This is a genomic window from Lentzea sp. NPDC004782, assembly GCF_040609115.1.
Lineage (GTDB): Bacteria > Actinomycetota > Actinomycetes > Mycobacteriales > Pseudonocardiaceae > Lentzea.
In genome coordinates this window covers 15,680-35,212 of record NZ_JBEXJN010000068.1, presented here as the reverse complement: position 1 = coordinate 35,212, position 19,533 = coordinate 15,680, and the positions used below count along the sequence as shown (strand labels likewise).

3 protein-coding genes are annotated in these 19,533 nt (G+C 71.3%); all 3 read right to left on the bottom strand.

Annotated features, from left to right (window positions below):
- Nucleotides 1–117: 117 nt before the first annotated feature.
- From ABZV40_RS39705 to ABZV40_RS39695, 3 genes are read right to left on the bottom strand one after another with little or no spacing between them, the layout of a single operon-like run.
- Entirely contained in the window at nucleotides 118–315 is a 198-nt protein-coding gene (locus tag ABZV40_RS39705) for an MbtH family NRPS accessory protein (RefSeq protein ID WP_355454206.1), read from the bottom strand.
- Nucleotides 312–1,517 carry an MFS transporter gene (locus tag ABZV40_RS39700; protein WP_355454204.1) on the bottom strand — a complete coding sequence of 402 codons (1,206 nt, stop codon included), beginning with the start codon at nucleotides 1,515–1,517 and terminating at the stop codon, nucleotides 312–314. The genes ABZV40_RS39705 and ABZV40_RS39700 overlap by 4 nt, the downstream gene beginning before the upstream one ends.
- Nucleotides 1,514–19,525, bottom strand: coding sequence for a non-ribosomal peptide synthase/polyketide synthase (locus tag ABZV40_RS39695; RefSeq protein ID WP_355454202.1), 18,012 nt, complete (start codon nucleotides 19,523–19,525; stop codon nucleotides 1,514–1,516). Before ABZV40_RS39695 ends, ABZV40_RS39700 begins: the two co-directional genes overlap by 4 nt.
- Nucleotides 19,526–19,533 lie beyond the last annotated feature (8 nt).

The following is a 19,533-nucleotide window of genomic DNA, read 5'->3' as shown; positions in this document are numbered from 1 at the left end:
GCCCTTCACCGCTCCTGCGGCGGCACGACCGTGGTCACTCTTCGGTGTGACTGTCGCCGCTGGTGCGGTGGCCCGTCGGGGCGGCCGCCCGGCCGCAGTGGCCGGGCGGCACACCCGTCATCCCGCGGCCATGCGTTCGCGCAGGCTGCGCGGCCTCATGTCGGTCCACACCTCGTCCACGTGGGCGGAGCACTCGTCCTTGGTGCCGCGGAACCCGTCCGGGCGCCATCCCGCGGGCACCTCGTGCGTCGCGGGCCAGAGCGAGTACTGCTCCTCGTCGTTGACGAGGACCTGGTACTCGATGTCGTCCCTCATGCCATGACGTCCTTTCGTGGATACGCGCGGAGAACGGGATGCACGGTGACCAGCACCGTGATGACCGCGATGCCGCCCGCGCACAGCAGCACCGCGCCTGAACCCGGGAGCAGTTGGGCCAGCACACCGCCGAGTGCGGGGCCGAGGGCCGCGGCCGTGCCGACGACGACGTTCATGACGCCGCTCAGCCGGCCGCGCAACTCGTCGGGTGTGCGCAGCAACTGGTAGGTGGTGATCACCGTGTTGGCCGTGGGTGCGAGCAGGGCCATGCCCGCGAACAGCGCGCCCATCAGGTAGCCGTTGGAGACGAACACGGCCAGCGGCGCCAGTGCCGTCAGTGCCCAGAACACACCGGCGATCGCCTGGTGTGGCGACAACAGCGCACTCAGGCGCGGGGCGATCAACGCTCCCAGCACGCCGCCGGCGCCGAGCATCGCGGCCATCACGCCGATCTCGCCGGACGGCACGCCGCGGGACTGCGCCAGCACGATGATCACCAGGTAGTAGGCGCTGAAGAACAGGTTGAGCGTCACCGCGCACCACGCCGTCACGCGCATCTCTGGTCTGCCCAGCACCCACCGCAGGCCGTCGAGCACCTCGCGGAGGAAGTGCCGTCGCTCCGCCGGCGGCGAGGGCGGCATTCGCAGGAAGAGCAAGCCCGCGAACGCCATCGCGTGCGTCACGGCGTCGACCGCGAACGGCACCCAGCGGCCGACCGCCACGAGGAAGCCGCCCAGCGCGGTGCCCGCCATCTGCCCGACGGACGACCGTGCGGCGTTGAGCGACACGGCAGACGCGAGTTGGGACTCGGGCACGATGCGCGGCAGGCTCGCGTCCTCGGCGGGTTCGAAGAGCGCCCGGCAGGTGCCCAGCACGGCCGCCACGACCACCATGTGCGGCACGGTCGCGATGCCCTGCCACAACGCCACCGCGAGGCTGGCCACGGCGACCGCCTGCACGGCTTCGCAGCAGAGCATGACCCGCCGACGGTCCCAGCGGTCGGCCAGCGCGCCGCCGGGCAGGCCGGCGACGAGCTGAGCGACCGCGTCGACGGCGAGCACCAGGCCCGACGCCGCCGCCGAACCGGTGACCATCAGCACGACCAGCGGGAACGCGATCAGGGAGGCGTTGAACCCCACCTCCGACAACGCCTGGCTGGTCCACAGCACCGTGTAGTTCCGGTTGCGCGACAACGGGGTCATCGCGCCTCCCGGCAGTCCGCGGCGATGGCGCGCAACGCCGAGGCGAAGTCCTCGACCAGACTCTCGACGGGAACGCGGTGCACGACACCGAACGTCATCCGCCCGTCCGCCACCTCGCCGACCACCTGGACCACGTGCGGGTCGCGGTCGATGTGGTCGCGGCCGGTCGCGGGCAGCACCTCGCCGAACAACGACTTGTCCTCCGGACGCGCGTCGAACTGGCCGAGGTAGTTGAACGACACCGGCGCCTCGACGCCCGGCACACGACCCGACCAGCGCAGCGCGCCGTAGCCGAACCCGTTGCCGGGCACCCGCCGCAGCTGCCGCCGCACGGACTTCACCCGCTCGCGCCAGGAGGAGCCCGAAACCTCCAGCCCGACCGGGAACATCGTGGTGAACCAGCCGACCGTCCGGGACAGGTCGACGTCGTCGAGCACTTCCTCGCGCCCGTGGCCCTCGAGGTCGATCGTGACCGCGGGCGTGCCGGTCCACCGCGCGAGCGCCCACGCCAGTGCCGCGAGCAGCACGTCGTTGATGCCGGTTCGATAGGCGGCGGGTGCGCCGCGCAGCAACGCGTCCGTGTCGTCCGCGCTCAGTTCGAACGACGACGCTGCCTCCTCGCCGGAAGCGTCGACCGGTGACGCGGTGATCGACCGCCAGTGCTCGATCTCGGGGTCGAGCGCACCCGAGTCCACAAAGGACTCGAGCTTGGCCGCCCAGTCGCGCACCGAGGTCGACTTGCGGCCGAGATCGATCGGCTCTCCCCGCAGCGCCTGGTGGTAGGCGGTGTCGAGGTCGTCCAGCAGGATGCGCCACGACACGCCGTCGACCACGAGGTGGTGCGCCACCAGGAACAGCCGCCGCGACCCGAAGAGCGCCGCCCGCAGCAGCGGTCCGCGGGCCAGGTCGAAGCTCGCGTGCAGCTCGTCCGCCACCTGCTCGAGAGCCTCCAGCGGGTGCTCGGACAGCAGGTCGACCGGTTCGAACGGCGGGTTGTGCTGGTGCCAGCCGGACTCGTCGCACGTGAACCGCATCCGCAGCGCGTCGTGGTGGCGCACCAGCGCTTCCAGCGACCGCCGGAGCGCGGTGACGTCCACGTCCGCGGTCAGCTCCACCAGGTGCGACTGGTTGAAGTGGTGCGGAGCCGTGCGGTCTCCCGCGAAGAACCACCGCTGGATCGGCAGCAGCGGCACGTCGCCGGTCACGACCTCCCGTTCACCGGTGTCGGTCTCGCCTGTGACGTGCGGCGCGAGCCCCGCGACCGTCTGGTGGGTGAACAGGTCCCTGGCGGTGAAGCGCAGTCCGGCACGGCGGCCGCGGGCCACGACCTGGATGCTCAGGATCGAGTCGCCGCCGAGCGCGAAGAAGTTGTCCTCCACCCCGACCTCGGGGACCGCGAGGACGTCCGCCCACAACGAGCAGAGCGCGCGTTCGACCTCGTCGCGCGGTGGAACGTGCCCGGTGGAGGTGAACTCCGGTACCGGCAACGCCTTGCGGTCCACCTTGCCGTTGGGACTCAGCGGGATCTCGTCGACCGGGACGAACGCGGATGGCACCAGGTAGTCCGGCAGCGTCTGTGCCAAGAACTCACGCAGACCGTCGACGGCGCCGACGACGTAGGCCACCAGCCGCTTGTGCCCGCTGAACCCCTGCGCCACCACCACGGCCTCCCGCACCGACGGGTGCCGCAGCAGTGCCGACTCGACCTCGCCCAGCTCGACGCGGAAGCCGCGGATCTTCACCTGGTCGTCCGCGCGTCCGACGAACTCCAGCTCGCCGTCGTGGTTCCACCGCACGACGTCACCGGTGCGGTACATCCGCCCGGGTTCGAAGGGATTGGCGAGGAACCGTTCCGCCGTCAGCCCCGGTCGCCCGAGATATCCGCGGGCCAGCTGGGGGCCGCTGACGTACAGCTCACCCGGCACGCCGACGGGAACCGGCCGCAACAACGAATCGAGCACGTACACGCGAGTGTTCGGCAACGGCCTGCCGATCGGCGGTACCCCGCCCGGTTGCAGCTCCTCGCTCCACGAGGTGACCACAGTGGACTCGGTCGGCCCGTAGGCGTTGATCATCCGGCGTCCAGGGGCCCAGCGAGCCACGAGTTCCGCGGTGCAGGCGTCACCTCCGACGACGAGCGTGCGGAAGTCGGGCAACAATCCTTCCTCCTGGGGCACGTCGGGCACGGTCGCCATGGCCACCGGCGGGATCAACGCGTGCGTGACCTTGTTGTCCCGCAGCACCTCCGCGAGCTGGTCACCGAGCAGCGGTCCCTCCGGCGGCACGACCAGCGCGGCACCGGCGGGCAGCGACATGCACAGCTCCAGGACGGACGCGTCGAAGCTGGGGGAGGAGAACTCCAGCACCCGGTCGCCCGGCCGCACCTGGAAGTGCTCGATCTCGGCCGCGGAGAACGAAGCGAGCCCGGCGTGCGTGACCACCACGCCCTTCGGCCGTCCCGTCGACCCGGACGTGTAGATCACGTAGGCCGGTTGCGCCAGGTCGACCGGCACGCCGAGGTTCGCGGCGTCGTAGCCGCTCGCGTCCAGCGGACCGTCCACGACGACGACCGGATCGGAGTCGCGCAGCATGAACTCCACGCGCTCGGCCGGGTAGTCCGGATCGATCGGCAGGAACGCCGCGCCGGTCTTCATCACCGCCAGCTCGGTGACGATGATGTCGACCGACCGCGGCAGCCGCACCGCGACGATCCGCTCCGGGCCGGCGCCGCGCTCGGCGAGCAACCGGGCGAGCCGGTTCGCCCGCGCGTCGAGCTCGGCGAAGGTGATCTCGCCCTCGGCGTGGATCAGCGCGGGAGCGTCCGGGGTGCGGACGACCTGCCGTTCGACGAGCTGAGCGAACGAGCGGGGCTCGACCTCGAGCGCCGTGTCGTTCCACGCCTCCAGCTGGTCCAGCTCGGCCGGGGTGAGCATCGGCAGCCCGGCCATCGGGACCGCGGGTGCCGCGACGACACCGTCCACCAGCACGCTCAGATGCCGTGCCAGCCGCTCGACGGTGGTGTGGTCGAACAGGTCGGTGTTGTAGGTGATCGTGCCGTGCAGCGAGTCGTCGATCTCGGTGAACTCGAACGCCACGTCGAAAGACGCCGTGTGCACCGGCAGGTCGACGTCCTCACCCACCAGGCCCGGCAGCGAGCCGGCCCGGCTCGGCGCGTTCTGCAACGCCACCAGCACCTGGAACAGCGGGGTGCGGCTCGGATCGCGGTCGGGCTGCACCGCGTCCACGACCCGTTCGAACGGCACGTCCTGATGCGCGAACGCGTCCCTGACCGTCGTCCGCACGCCGTCGAGGAACTCCGCGAAGCTCACGGACTCGTCCACTGTGGACCGGAGCGTGAGCGTGTTCACGAAGAATCCGATGAGCCGCTCCAGTTCCGGGTGTTCCCGCCCGGACGACACGGTGCCGACCGCGATGTCCTCCTGCCCGGTCCACCGGCGCAGCAAAAGCGTGCACACGGCGACAAGTGCGGTGAACAGCGTCGTGTCCTGGCCGCGAGCGACCGTGCGCAGCCCGTCGGCGGGCAGCGCGACCTCCAGCGTCGCACCGTTCGTGGTGTGCGTGGGCGGGCGTGGCCGGTCGGTCGGCAGTTCCAGGGCGGGCACGGCCGCCAGCTGCGTGCGCCAGTAGCCGAGCTGTTCGTCGAGCGGCAGAGATCGTTGCCACGCGGCGAAGTCCGCGTACTGCACGGGCAGCGGTGGCAGCGGCTGACCGGCGTAGAGCGCGCTCAGCTCCTCCATGATCAGCCCACCGGAGCAGCCGTCGGTGACGATGTGGTGCATGGTCAGCGCCAGCACGTGCTCGCGTGCCGACACGCGGATCAGCAACGGCCGCAGCAGCGGGCCGGTCGTGAGGTCGAACGGCGTGGTCGCCTCCCGCGCCAGGATCTCCCCGACGTCGCCGATGGCCAGCGGGACCTCCACCGGGGCAGGCGGGTGCACGACCTGCACGGCCCGCCCGTCGACCTCGCGGAACGTCGTGCGCAGCGATTCGTGCCGGGCCACCAGCGCGGACATCGCCGCCGAGAGCGCCGGGACGTCGAGCTCACCGGTCAACCGGACGGCGAGTGGCGTCACGTACTCCGTGCCGCCGGGCGTGAGCTGGTCGAGGAACCACAACCGCTGCTGCGCGAACGACAGCTCCAGCCCGCCGTCCCGCGGCACCACCGGGATCGTGGTCGTGCCGCGCCGGGGCAGCACGCGGGCGATGCCTTCGACGGTCGGCTGGTCGAACAGGTCACGCGGGGTCAGGTCGACGCCGAACTCCGCCCGCAGCCGGGAGATCACCCGGATGCTGCTGATCGAGTCACCGCCGAGCTCGACGAACCGGTCCGTGGCACCGACCCGGTCGACGCCGAGCACGTCCGCCCAGATGCGGGCGATCGCGCGTTCGGCGTCCGTGCGCGGCTCCACGAACTCCCGTGCCGTGGCGGACTCCCGGCCGGGCTCCGGCAACGCCCGAACGTCCAGCTTGCCGTTGTTGTTGAGCGGCAGGCGATCCAGCCGGACGAACGCCGACGGCACCACGTGCTCCGGCAACACCGCTGCGGCTCGGGCACGCAGCTCGTCGACCGGGGTGTCACCGACGACGTAGGCGACGAGTCGCTGGTCCTTCGCGATGACGGCGACCTGGTCCACCGCCGGGTGCAGCACGGCCTCGATCTCGCCCAGCTCGATCCGGAACCCGCGGATCTTCACCTGCTGGTCGGCCCGGCCGAGGTACTCCAGCTCACCTGACCGCCACCGCGCGAGGTCGCCGGTCCGGTACATGCGCCCCGCACCGAACGGGTTCGCGACGAACCGCGACGCGGTCAGGCCCGGCCGGTTCAGGTAACCGCGCGCCAGCCCCTCGCCCGCCACGTACATCTCGCCGACCACGCCCGGCGGCACCGGCCGCAGGTGCTCGTCCAGCAGGTAGATCCGCAGGTCCGGGATGCCGGTGCCGATCAGGCTGCCAGGCGCTTGGGCCGCCAGCGCGGGATCGAGCGCAAGGTACGAGACGTGCACGGTCGTCTCGGTGATGCCGTACATGTTCACGAGCTGTGCGTCGTGGTGCGCGTACCAGGTCGAGAGCCGCGACAGGTCGAGCGCCTCGCCGCCGAAGATCACGTAGCGCAGCGACAGCGGCACCTGCTCCTGGGCCATCAGCTGGTAGAAGGCCGACGGCGTCTGGTTGAGCACCGTGACCTGCTCGTCGTGCAGGAGCTGCAGGAACGCCCGTGGCGAGCGCGACACCTCGTGCGGTACGACGACCAGCCGGCCGCCGTGCAGCAGCGGACCCCACAGCTCCCACACCGAGAAGTCGAAGGCGCACGAGTGGAACAACGTCCACACGTCGGTCTCGTCGAAGGAGAACCACTGAGCGGTCCGCTCGAACAGCCGCACCACGTTCGCGTGCGGCACGACCACGCCCTTCGGCACGCCCGTCGATCCGGACGTGTAGATGACGTACGCCGGGTTATCTGTCCTGAGTGGAGTGACGGGGGCGGTGTCCGGACAGCCGCTCAGCTCGGGCAGCGACTCGAGCACCACCACCGGCGCGGCGTCCTCGAGCATCCGCGCCACGCGGTCGGGCGGGTAGCTCAGGTCGATCGGCAGGTACGCCGCGCCGGACTTGAGCACGCCGAGGATCGCCACCACCAGGTCGGTGCCGCGCGGCATCCGCAACCCGACGAACCGCTCCGGTGCGGCCCCCGCCTCGATCAGCAGGTGTGCCAGTTGGTTCGCACGGGCGTCGAGCTCGGCATAGGTCAGGTCGCCGACCGCCACCCGGTCAGGGGTGCGCGCGACCCGGGCCTCGAACAGCTCCGGCAGCGTGGCGGCAGGCCGCCCGGTGGCGGTGCCGTTCCACTCGACCAGAACGCGATGGTCCTCTTCCACCGTCGTCCACCGCACGTCCGCGAGCGCCAGATCCGGACTCGACGTGAAGTCGTGCAGCACCAACGCCATCCGGTCGGCCAGCGACTCGATGGTGGACGCGTCGAACAAGCGCGGGTCGTAGGTGAACTCGAAATGCAACACACCGTCGTCGGCATGCGCCCGCACGGCGAGCGGCAGCGTCGTGGTGTCACGACTCTCCACCACCTCGACCCGCAGGTCGTCGTCCGCGTCGACCGGGTAGTTCTCGAACGCGAGCAGGCTGTGGAACAGCTCGCCGCCCAGCCGCGCCAGGGACACGTGGTCATGCGCTCGCGCTTCGCTCTGCCGGGCCTGCAGATCGCGCAACCACGATGCCACCGGCTGGTCGAAGTCGACGACCACCCGCGACGGCACGGTGTTGATGAACATGCCGATCATCGACTCGGCGCCGGGCAGTTCGGCCCGACGACCGGACACCGTGGTGCCGAACACCACGTCACGTTCACCGCTCAACCGGGCCAGCAACAACGCCCACGCGCCCTGCACCGCGGTGTTGACCGTCAGTCCGCGTTCCCGCAGATCCGCCGGTGGCAGATCGCGCCTCAGCACGGCGCTCGACTCGGCCGGGCCCCCGGGCTTGCGGTCGAACGGCAGCGGCGTCGGGGTGGTGAACCCGTCCAGCACGCCGCGCCAGTACGTCTCGGCCGCCGCGGTGTCCTGTTCGGACAGCCACCGCAGGTGGTCGCGGAACGGCCTGCGCGTGGCCGGCTGCTCGCCCCGGTACTCGGCGATCACGTCCGCGAACACCCCGGCGGTGCTCCACCCGTCCAGCAGCACGTGGTGGGTGGACCAGACGAGCCGCACCCGGTCGCCGGCCTGCGAGAAGTCCAGGCGCAGCAAGGGTGACTGCTCCCACCGGACGACCTGCACCGGCTCGTCCACACCTTCCCAGACGACGTCCGTGCGCAACGCGGGCGTACGGGCGATCACCCGTTGCCAGGCCGCGCGGAACCGGTCGAGGTCGACGTCGAGCAGGAGTTCCAGCCGGTCGACGTACGCGTCGGCGTCATTGATGCTGTGGAACACCATGCCCGACTGCAACGGCGTCAACGGGTAGACGTCCTCGACGTCGCCCAGTGCGTCGACCTGCTCCTGGGTCAGCCGGACGAGCGGGAAGTCGGACGGCGTGTGCCCGCCGGAACTGGTGCGGCAGTGATCGACGATCTCCACCAACGCCTGGAGCATGTCCTCCGCCCGGCGGCGCGCGTCGGCTTCGGACAGTCCGTGGTCCCAGTCGAGCACGAGCCTGCCACCCTCGACCGCGGCGGTGATCTCCACCGGATGCGTGGGAATCTCCGCGATGCCGGTGTCCAGGCGACCGCGGAACAACCCGTCGTCGTCGCCGTCGTCCCACTGGCCGAGGTAGTTGAAGCACACCTCCGGCAGGTCGCCGGTCAGTCCGCTGTCCGGCGTGAGGTAGCGCAGCACCTCGTAGGACAGGCCGTCGTGCGGAACGGCCCGCAGTTGTTCCTTGACGGACTTGAGCACGACACCCCAGTCACCGTCGGGGAGGTCGAGCGACACCGGGAACTGGCTGGTGAACCAGCCGATCGTGCGCGACACGCTGTCGTCGCGACCGTGGCCCTCCAACGTGAACACCGGCGAGACGGCCTTGCCGAGCGCGCTGAGCAGCACGTCGTTGATCCTGGTGTGGTAGACGCCGGGAACGTCGCGCAGCAAGGCCGCGGTCGTCGCCTCGTCCAGCGCCACGCTGAAGTGGTGCCGCTCGGAAGGCAGCCTCGTCGTGCCGAGCGGAATCGACCGCCAGTACGGCAAAGCGTCGGCGAACTCGGGAGCGCGCCGGTTCAGCCGGTGCGCCCACTGCGTGAACGGCAACGTGCCCGGCGGCAGGGGATCGCCGCGATAGGCGGTCTCCAGGTCCTCGAGCAGAATCCGCCACGACACCGCGTCGATCACCAGGTGGTGCGCGACGAGCAGCAACGTGCCGTCCACCAGCGTGGCGCGGAACAACGGCCCGCGCTCGAGGTCGAATCCGCCCGCGGAGCCGAAGTCCGGCAGAGGTGCCGTGGCTTCCTGCCTGCCGTCGGCGAACCTCAGCCGCAACGCCTCGTGGTGCTCGGCCACCACCCGAACGGCACGGGCGAGCGCGTCGATGTCGGTGCCGGGCGCGAGTTCGAGGCGCAGCGACATCGTGTAGTCGTCACGGCCCACGTTCTCGAAGAACCAGCGCTGGATCGGGGTGAGCGGCGCCGGCCCGGTGACCAGGTCGTGGCACGCCGGGACCGGTGCCCCCTGCGCGGCGGCGGCGAGCGCGGCGACGGTCTGGTGGACGAAGACGTCCTTCGACGTGATCATCAGACCGTGAGCCCGGGCTCGGGCCACCACCTGCATGCTGAGGATCGAGTCACCGCCGAGCGCGAAGAAGTTGTCCTCGGTCCCGACGGTCTCGAGCCCCAGCACCTCGGCCCAGGTCCGGGCCAAGAGGACTTCCCTTCCGGTGCGCGGCGCGACGAACCGACGTGGTGCGAACCGCGGTTCGGGCAACGCGCGGCGATCCACCTTGCCGCTGGGCGTGAGCGGCAGCGCTGCCAGCGAAACGAACGCCGACGGCACCAGGTGCGCCGGCAGGAACCTGCGCGCCCAGTCGTCGAGGTCGGCGGTGCCCACGACGTAGGCCACCAGCCGCGTGTCCCGGCCGACGACGACCGCCGCCGAGACGTCCGGATGCCGCAGCAGCACCGCTTCGACCTCACCGGGCTCGACCCGGAAGCCGCGGATCTTGAGCTGGTCGTCGGCCCGGCCGAGGAACTCCAGCTGCCCGTCGTCGGTCCACCGCACCCGGTCGCCCGTCCGGTACATCCGGCCCGCGGTGAACGGATCCGCGAGGAACCGCTGCGCGGTCAGCCCGGGACGGCCGAGATAGCCACGTGCCACCTGGGCGCCTGCCACGAAGAGCTCACCCGGCACGCCTGCCGGAACCGGCCGCAGCTCGTCGTCCAAAACGTACGCCCGCTGGTTGGCCAGCGGGCGTCCGATCACCGGTCGCGGGCCGCCGATCCGGCACGAGGTCGCGTCGACCGTGCACTCGGTGGGGCCGTAGAAGTTGTACGCCCGGACCTCACCGAGCTGCTCCCACAGATCCGGCGGCACCGCTTCGCCGCCGATCGTGATGATCTCCGGCGCCCGGTCCAGCAGGCCGGCGGCGATGAGTGCCCGCATGTGGGCCGGCGTGGCATCGAGCACGTCGACACCGCGGGAACGCTCCACGAGTGCCACCGCGTCGAGGCGCACGTCGTCGGGGACCAGGTGCAGCTCGTGACCGCACGCCAGCAGAGCGAGCCCTTCCAGCGCCGTGTCGAACGAGAACAGCGCGGTGTGCGCGACCCGGAGGACCCGCGAGCCGAAAAGCTCCCGGTGGTGTGCCACGAGGTTCGTGAGATTGCGGTGCTCGACCGCGACACCCTTCGGCGTGCCGGTCGACCCGGAGGTGTAGATCACGTACGCGGTGCTCGCCGGGTCGATCTCCACGACGGGATCGGTGTCGGGGAACGCGTCCAGGCCGCCGACCTCGTCCAGCACGACGACCGGCTGTGCGTCCTGCAGCAGCAGTTCGACGCGTTCGGCGGGCAGCTCGCGATCCACGGGCAGGTAGGCCGCGCCCGACTTGAGCACGGCGAGCAGCGCCACCACGAGGTCCGCCGAGCGCGGCAACCGCAGCGCCACCAGGCGTTCCGGCCCCGCGCCTCCCGCGATCAGCCGGTGCGCCAACCGGTTGGCCCGCGCGTTGAGCTCCGCGAACGTGAAGGACTCGTCGGCGACCAGCGCGGTGGCGTCCGGCGTGCGCCGAGCCTGCCGCGCGAAGAGGTGCGGGAACGGTGGATCGGAGACTTCCAGTACCGGACCCGCCTGCAGCGTGCCTTCGTCGACCAGCGACGGCTCGCGGCCGGCGGCGACGTCACCCAGCAGCATCACGAGATGCCCGGTCATCCGTTCGATCGTGGCCGCGTCGAAGAGATCGGGGTTGTACTCGACCGCGCCGCGCAGCACGTCACCGCGTTCCTGGAACTCGAACGTCAGGTCGCACGTCGACGTGACGACCGGCAGCCGCACCTCCTCGACCGCGAGGCCGGCGATCTCCGGGACCTCGTCCGCGGTGTTCTGCAGCAGCACCATCACGTCGAACAGCGGGTTGCGGCTCGGATCGCGGTCCGGCCCCGCGGCCTCCACGACCCGTTCGAACGGCAGGTCCTGATGCGCGAACGCGTCCAGCACCGTCTGCCGCACGTCGGCCAGGAACTCGCGGAACGGCTTGGAGTCCACAGTGGACCGCAAAACGAGCGTGTTCACGAAGAGCCCGGTCACGTTCTCCAGCTCGGCCCGGTCGCGCCCGGACGTCACCGTGCCCACGGCGACGTCGGACTGCCCGCCGTATCGGGCGAACAGCAGCTGGCAGGCCGCCACGAGCGTCATGAACAACGTGGTGCCGCCGTCACGCAGTCCCGCGACCGGCAGCTCGAACTCGTGCACGGCACCGGACGTGGTGCGGACGGCGGGCCGGGGCCGATCGGTCGGCAGCTCCAGCGGTGCCACCCCGGCGAGCTGCTCCCGCCAGTACCGCTGCTGCGCGCCGAGGTCGAGGCCGCGCTGCCACACCGCGAAGTCCGCGTACTGCACGGGCAGCTCCGGCAGCTCCCGTCCCTCGTACAGCGCGGCCAGGTCGCCGGTGAGCACCGCGGTCGACCATCCGTCGGTGACGATGTGGTGCAACGTCAGCACCAGCACGTGCTCGTCGGCACCGGCTCGAACCAGCCGCGTGCGCAGCAACGGACCGGTGCGCAGGTCGAACGGCGTTGTGGTCTCCTCCAGCAGGACGGTGTCGAGGTCGCCCTCCTCCGGTCGCAGCCGCACCTCGTACGGCTCGCCGATGATCTGCACGCCGTCGGTGAACGTCGTGCGCAGCGACTCGTGCCGCGCCACCAACGCCGTCAGCGCCGCGCTCAGCCTCCGCACGTCCAGCGGACCGCGCAACCGCAACGCCGTCGGGGTGATGTACTCCGTGCCGCCGGCCTCGAACTGGTCCAGGAACCACAGCCGCCCCTGGGCGAACGACTGCGGAACTTCCGTTCGCGGTACCACCGGAATCGTCGCGGAGTCACCGTCCCGCAACGCCTCCGCCAGCTGCGCCACGGTGGGGTGCTGGAACAGCACCCGCGGCGACACCTGCACCCCGAACGCCGCCCGCAGCCGCGCGACGACCCGGATGCTCAGGATCGAGTCTCCGCCCAGCGCGAAGAAGTCGTCCTGGGCGCCGACCCGGTCCACGCCCAGCACATCCGTCCAGGCGGCGGCGACCACGCGTTCGGCGTCGGTGCGCGGCGCCACGAACCCGGCCGAGGTGAACTCGGGCGCGGGCAACGCCTTGCGGTCCAGTTTGCCGCTGGAGGTCACCGGCAGCTCGGCCAGTTCCACGAACGCCGCCGGCACCAGGTGGGTGGGCAACACCGCGCTCAGCGCAGCCCGGACGTCCACCGATGGCGAGCCGACGAGGTAGGCGACGAGCCGGTCGTCCACCGCCACCACGGCGGCCTGCTCGACACCGGGCACGTCCAGCAGCGCGGCGACGATCTCGCCCGGCTCGATCCGGATGCCGCGGATCTTGACCTGGTCGTCGGTGCGGCCGAGGTAGTCGAGCATCCCGTTCGCCAGCCACCGCACGCGGTCGCCGGTGGCGTACATGCGCGTGCCCTGTTCGAACGGGTTCGCCACGAACCGCTGGGCCGTCAGGCCCGCGCGGCCCAGGTAGCCGCGGGCCACCTGCGCGCCCGCCAGGAACAGCTCACCCGGCACACCCGCCGGGACCGGACGCAAGTCGTCGTCCAGCACGTACGCACGCACGTTGTGACCCGGCTTGCCGATCACCGGCCGGTCGTGGTCGGCGAGCGCGCAGTACGTGGCGTCGACTGCAAACTCGGTCGGGCCGTAGTAGTTGAGGCCGATCTCGCGCACTTCCTGCCACAGCGACTCGTCCACGGCCTCACCGCCGAGCATCAGCGTCCGCAGCCCGGCGTCGAGCAGCCCGGCCGGGAGGAGCTGGCGCGCGTACGTCGGCGTCACGTCCATCACGTCGATGTCGTGCTCGCGGACGTACCGCACCAGCGCGGGCGGGTCGAGCCGCAGGTCCTCGCCGATCACGTGCAGCTCGTGCCCGGCGGCGAGGAACAGCAGGCCCTCCCACGACGTGTCGAACGAGAACGCCGCGGTGAGCGCGAACCGTTGCGGTGCATCAGGTATCAGGGTCGCCCGGTGGTCGGCGCAGAGGTTCGCGAGCTGGGCGTGCTCGATCACCACGCCCTTCGGCGTCCCGGTCGACCCGGACGTGTAGATCACGTAGGCCGGGTGCCCGGGCAGCACCTCCACGTCCGGGTCGTGCGCGGGGAACGCGCTGACGTCGGGCAGCTCGTCCAGCACCAGCACGGGTTTCGCGTCGGCGAGGAGGCGCTCCCGGCGGCCGGGCGGGAGGTCGCGGTCGATCGGCAGGTACGCGGCACCGGCCTTCAGCACCGCCAGCAGCGCGACCACCACGTCCTGACGCGGCAGGGCGAGGCCGACGAGTCGTTCCGGTCCGGCGCCGTCCGCGACCAGCTTGTGCGCCAACCGGTTCGCGGCGGCGTTGACCTCGGCGAACGTGTGCGGCCACACCGCGATCGCGTCCGGTGTCGCGGCGGCCTGCCGGGCGAAGACCTCGTGGTAGAGCTCGCCGGACGTCTCCAGCTCGGTCCACGCGTCCAGGTCGAGCTCGCCCGGCACGGTCCACGGCAGCGCGCCGACCGGCCGGCGGGGATCGGTGGCGATACCGCTGAGCAGGACGTGCAGCCGTTCGCTCAACCTCCGCGCGGTGGCTTCGCCGAACAGGTGCGGGTCGTAGGCGAGGTCGAAGCTCAGCCGGTCGCCGAGGTGCGCGGTGAGCGTGATCGGCAGGTTGGTCGTGTCGGTCGCGGTGACCTCCACGACGCGCGGTCCGGCCGTGGACTCGCGGTCGAACGGGTAGTTCTCGAACACCACGACGCTGTCGAACAACCCGCCGCCGAGCTGCGCCAGCGAGATGTGCTCGAACGCGCGCGCCTCGCTCTGCGCGTGCTGCAACGAACGCAACCATTCGACGGCAGGCTGGTCATCGGCCACGCCGATCCGGGTGGGCACGGTGTTGATGAACATGCCGATCATCGACTCGACGCCGGGCAGCTCGGCGGGACGCCCGGACACGGTCGTGCCGAAGACGACGTCGTGAGTGCCGCTGTGCCGGGCCAGCAGCACCGCCCACGCGCCCTGCACCACCGTGTTGACCGTGATGCCGTGCTCGCGGGTGGCCGCGCGCAACGCCTCGGAGTCCTCTGTGGACAACGACACGGTGATGGACTCGGTCGACTCGGCCCGATGGGCCTCGGTGGGCTTGCGGTCGTACGGCAGTGCAGTGGGCTCGGCCCCGTCGAGCACCTCGCGCCAGTACCGTTGCGCGGCCGGCGTGTCCTGCTCGGCCAGCCACCGCAGGTAGTCGCGGAACGGACGGCGGGTGGACGCCGGCTCGCCGCGGTACTCCGCGACGACCTCGGCGAACACCTGCGCGGTGCTCCAGCCGTCCAGCAGCACGTGGTGCGATTCCCACACCATGCGCACGCGAGAACCGCTCACCGGTGTGACGTCGATGCGCAGCAACGGAGACGCTTCGCGGTGCACCACCTGCACCGGCTCGTCCACGCCCTCCCAGACGATGCTCGTGCGCAGGACCGGTGTGCGGGCGATCACCCGGCGCCAGGCCGCGCGCAACGCCTCCGGGTCGTCGACGCCGTCGAGCACCAGCTCCAGCCGGTCGACGTACGCGCTCGGGTCGAGCAGGTGGTGGAACAGCATGCCGGACTGCAGCGGCGTGAGCGGGTAGACGTCCTCGACGTCGGCCGGCAGCGCGTCGACCTGCTCCTGGGTGAGGCGGGCCAGCGGGAAGTCCGAGGGCGTGTGGCCGCCGGTGCTCGTACGGCAGTGTTCGACGATCTCCCGCAACGACACCAGCATCCGCTCGGCCTCGGCCCGCGGGCTCTCACCGGTGTACGACCACGTCAACCGCAGGCACCCGTCGGCCACCACGCCGTTGACCTCGACCGGGTGCCGGGCGAGATCGGGTCCGGGGACTTCGTGGCCTCCGGCGAACTGACCGTGGTAGTTGAAGCACAGATCCGGCAGCTCGCCGCTCAGGCCGCTGTCCGGCGTGAGATACCGCAACGCCTCGTACGACAGGCCCTTGTGCGGGATCGCGCGCAGCTGTTCCTTGACCGACTTGAGCACCACGCCCCAGTCGCCGTCCGGGAAGTCCAGGGAGACCGGGAACTGGGTGGTGAACCAGCCGATCGTCCGGGACACGTCGGCGTCGAGCACGTCCCGGCCGTGTCCCTCCAGCGTCAGCTCCGCGCGGCCGAGCGCGGCGAGCAGCACGTCGTTGATCTGCGTGTGGTAGATGCCGGGGACGTCGTGCAGCAACGCCGCTGTCGTCTCGGCGTCCAGGCTCACCGTGAAGCTGCGGCGCTCTCCGTCCGCCACGCCACCGGTCGGCTGACGGCGCCAGTGCGGCAACGCGTCGCGGAAGTCCTGGTGCGTGAGATGGTGCGCCCACCGCGTGAACGGCATCGTCGGCGGGTCGAGCTGCTGACCGTGCCACGCCCTCGCGAGGTCCTCCAGCAGGATCCGCCACGACACCCCGTCGACGATCAGGTGGTGCGCGGACAGGTACAGCCTCGTCCCCACCAGCACCGCGCGCAACAACGGTCCGTTGGCGAGGTCGAAGTCGCGGTGCTCGAACTCGTCGGCGACCTCCAGCACCGGCGGGCGTGCGCCGAGCTCCATCCGTCCGCCGGCGAACCGCAGGCGCAGGGCTTCGTGATGCGCCACAACGACGTCCAACGCGCGTTGCACGTCCACATCGGACGGGACGTCGACGGCGAGCGACATGGCGTAGTCGGTGCCGCCGTCGTGCTCGAAGAACCACCGCTGGATCGGCGTCAGCGGCGCCGGACCCTCGACGTGCGCGATCTCCGCCTCGACGGCGGGCGCCGCCACGAGTGCCAGCTCGGCCACGGTCTGGTGCCGGAACACGTCGCGCGACGAGAGCTGGAGCCCTGCCCGCCGAGCCCGGGACACCAGCTGGATGGCGAGGATCGAGTCACCGCCGAGTCCGAAGAAGTTGTCGCCCACGCCGACGTGCCCGACACCCAGCACCTCGGACCAGATGCCCGCCAGCGTCTCCTCGGCGGGCGTGCGCGGCGCCTGGAACTCCTCCCGCCGCGGCACGGGAGCGGGCAGCGCCTTTCGGTCCACCTTGCCGTTGGCCGTCAACGGCAACCGGTCGAGTGTGACGAACGCGGACGGCACCATGTAGTCCGGCAGGCTGTCCTTCAGCCAGGGACGGAGATCCGCTCGTGTGCCGACGACGTAGCCGACGAGCCGGTCATCGCGCGCGATGACCACCGCGTCCGTGACGTCGGGATGCCGCACGAGAGCGGCCTCGACCTCGCCGGGCTCGATGCGGAACCCGCGGATCTTCACCTGGTCGTCGACCCGCCCCAGGTACTCGAGCTGCCCCTCGGCCGTCCACCGCACCCGGTCGCCCGTGCGGTACATCCGTGCCCCAGAAGAATCATCAACGTCGAACGGGTTCGCGAGGAACCGCGACGCGGTCAGGCCCGGCTGCCCGAGATAGCCCCGCGCGACCTGAGCGCCGGCCAGGTGGAGCTCACCGGCCACGCCGACCGGCACCGGCCGCAGGTCCGCGTCGAGCACGTGCGCCTGCAGGTTGCGCAGTGGTCTGCCGATCACCGGCCGGTCACCCTCGACCCGGCACGACACCGCGTCGACCGTGCATTCCGTCGGGCCGTAGAAGTTGTGGGCGTTGGTGCCGGCCAGTTCGCGCCAGAGCCGTTCGCCCAGCGCCTCGCCGCCGAGCATCAGCACGCGCGGGTGGTGTTCCAGCAGCCCCGCCGGGATGAGCTGTCGCAGGTAGGACGGCGTCAGGTCGAGGAAGTCGATCCGGTGCTCGCCGACGTAGGAGACGAGAGCGTCCGCGTCGAGCCGCACGTCGTCGCCCAGCAGGTGCAGTTCGTGCCCGGCGGCCATCAGCACCGGGCCCTCCCACGACGTGTCGAACGAGAACACGGCGCTCAGCGCGGCACGCATCCGTTCGCCGCCCGCGAAGTCCGCGACGTGGCTGTGCAGGAGGTTCACCAGGTTCCGGTGTTCGACCACGACACCCTTCGGTGTGCCGGTCGAGCCGGAGGTGTAGATGACGTAGGCGGCCTGGGACGGCAGGATCCGCACCGCCGGGGCGGCCGCCGGCAGCTCGCCGGTGTCCGGCAGCGCGTCGAGCACCAGCACGGCACCGGCGTCAACGCGCAGGTGCTCCTGGCGATCACGCGGCAGACCCGGGTCGATCGGCAGGTGGACCGCGCCTGCCTTCAACACCGCCAGCATCGCCACGATCGCGTCCGTCGTGCGGGGCAACGAGACCCCGACCACCTGCTCCGGCCGCACGCCCTGCGCGATCAGCCAGTGCGCCAGCCTGTTCGCCCGCGCGTCGAGTTCGGCGTAGGTCGACGTCTCCGCGCCGCAGACCAGCGCGGTGGCGTGCGGCGTGCGGCGAACCTGCGCCTCGAAGATTGCGGTGAACGTCGTCACGGGCGCGTCGAGCGCGGTGGAGTTCCACTCCCGCATGCGATCCAGCTCGGCCCTCGTGGCCAGCGGCAGGGCGTGCACCGGCCGCGACGGGTCTTCGGCCACACCGCCGAGCAGCACGAGCAGGTGCTCGCCGAGCCGCTGCACGGTCGCCGCGTCGAACAGGTCGGTGCTGTACTCCAGCACGCACTCCAGCTCGTCGCCGCACGGCGTGAACTCCACGGTCAGGTCGAAGTCCGCCGCCCACCGCTCGACCGGCACGTCCTCGACGGTGAGCCCGGGGAACGCCGGCAGACCGCGTTCGGTGTTCTGCAGCAACACCATCACGTCGAACAGCGGGTTGCGGCTCGCGTCGCGGTTCGCGCCGACCGCGTCCACCAGCTTCTCGAACGGCACCTCGTCGTGCAGCGCGTGGTCCTGCCGCAGCAGGTCGGTGAACGCACCATCCACAGTGGAGCGGACGACGGCCGTGGCGACGAAGAACCCCACGACGCGGTTGAGCTCGGGGCGCGTCCGGCCGGAGGTGACCGTGCCGAGCGCCACGTCGGACTGGCCGCTGTAGCGGGCGAACAACACCTGGCAGGCCGCCATCAGCGTGCCGAACAACGTGGTGTCGTGCTCTCGTGCGACCCGCTCCAGGCCACCGGTGACCGCGGCGGGCACGACGAACCGATGTGCCGCGCCCGCGCCACTGCGTTCAGCAGGCCGCGGCCGGTCGGTCGGCAGCTCCAACGGCGACAGCCCGGCGAGCCGTTCCTCCCACCGCCCCAGCGCGTCGTCCCAGCGCTGCTCCCGGTGCCACGCCGCGAAGTCCGCGTACTGGATCGACAGCTCCGGCAACCGCTCACCGCGGTACAGCGCGGCCAGCTCCTCGGTCAGCACACCGAGCGACCAGCCGTCGGTCACGATGTGGTGCGCGCCGAGCATCAGCACGTGGTCCTGCGGCCCGAACCGCACGATCAGCGCGCGGAACAACGGCCCGCGCTCCAGGTCGTAGGACCGCGCGAACTCCGCGGTCAGGTCGCACTCGTCGACAACAGGCACGTCGAAGTCGCGAGCTGGATGCACGATCTGCACGGCGGCGCCGTCGCGTTCGGCGAAGGTGGTGCGCAACGCCTCGTGCCGGTCCACCAGCTTCTGCACACACCGCGCAAGCCTCGGCACGTCGAGCGGACCGCGAAACCGCAGTGCACGCCCGGAGTTGTGGTCGTTGCAGCCTGGACGCAGCCGGTCGAGCAGCCACAACCGGTGCTGGGCGGGAGAGGTGGGCAACGGTCCCGTGCGCGGCACCGCCGGGATCACCGGGGTGGCGGCCACGGCGCCCGCGAGACGCTTGCGGAGTTGTTCCCGCAGGTGCGCGGGCAGGGCGGAAACGCGATCCTGCTTGGACGTGGTCATGGGGTGCG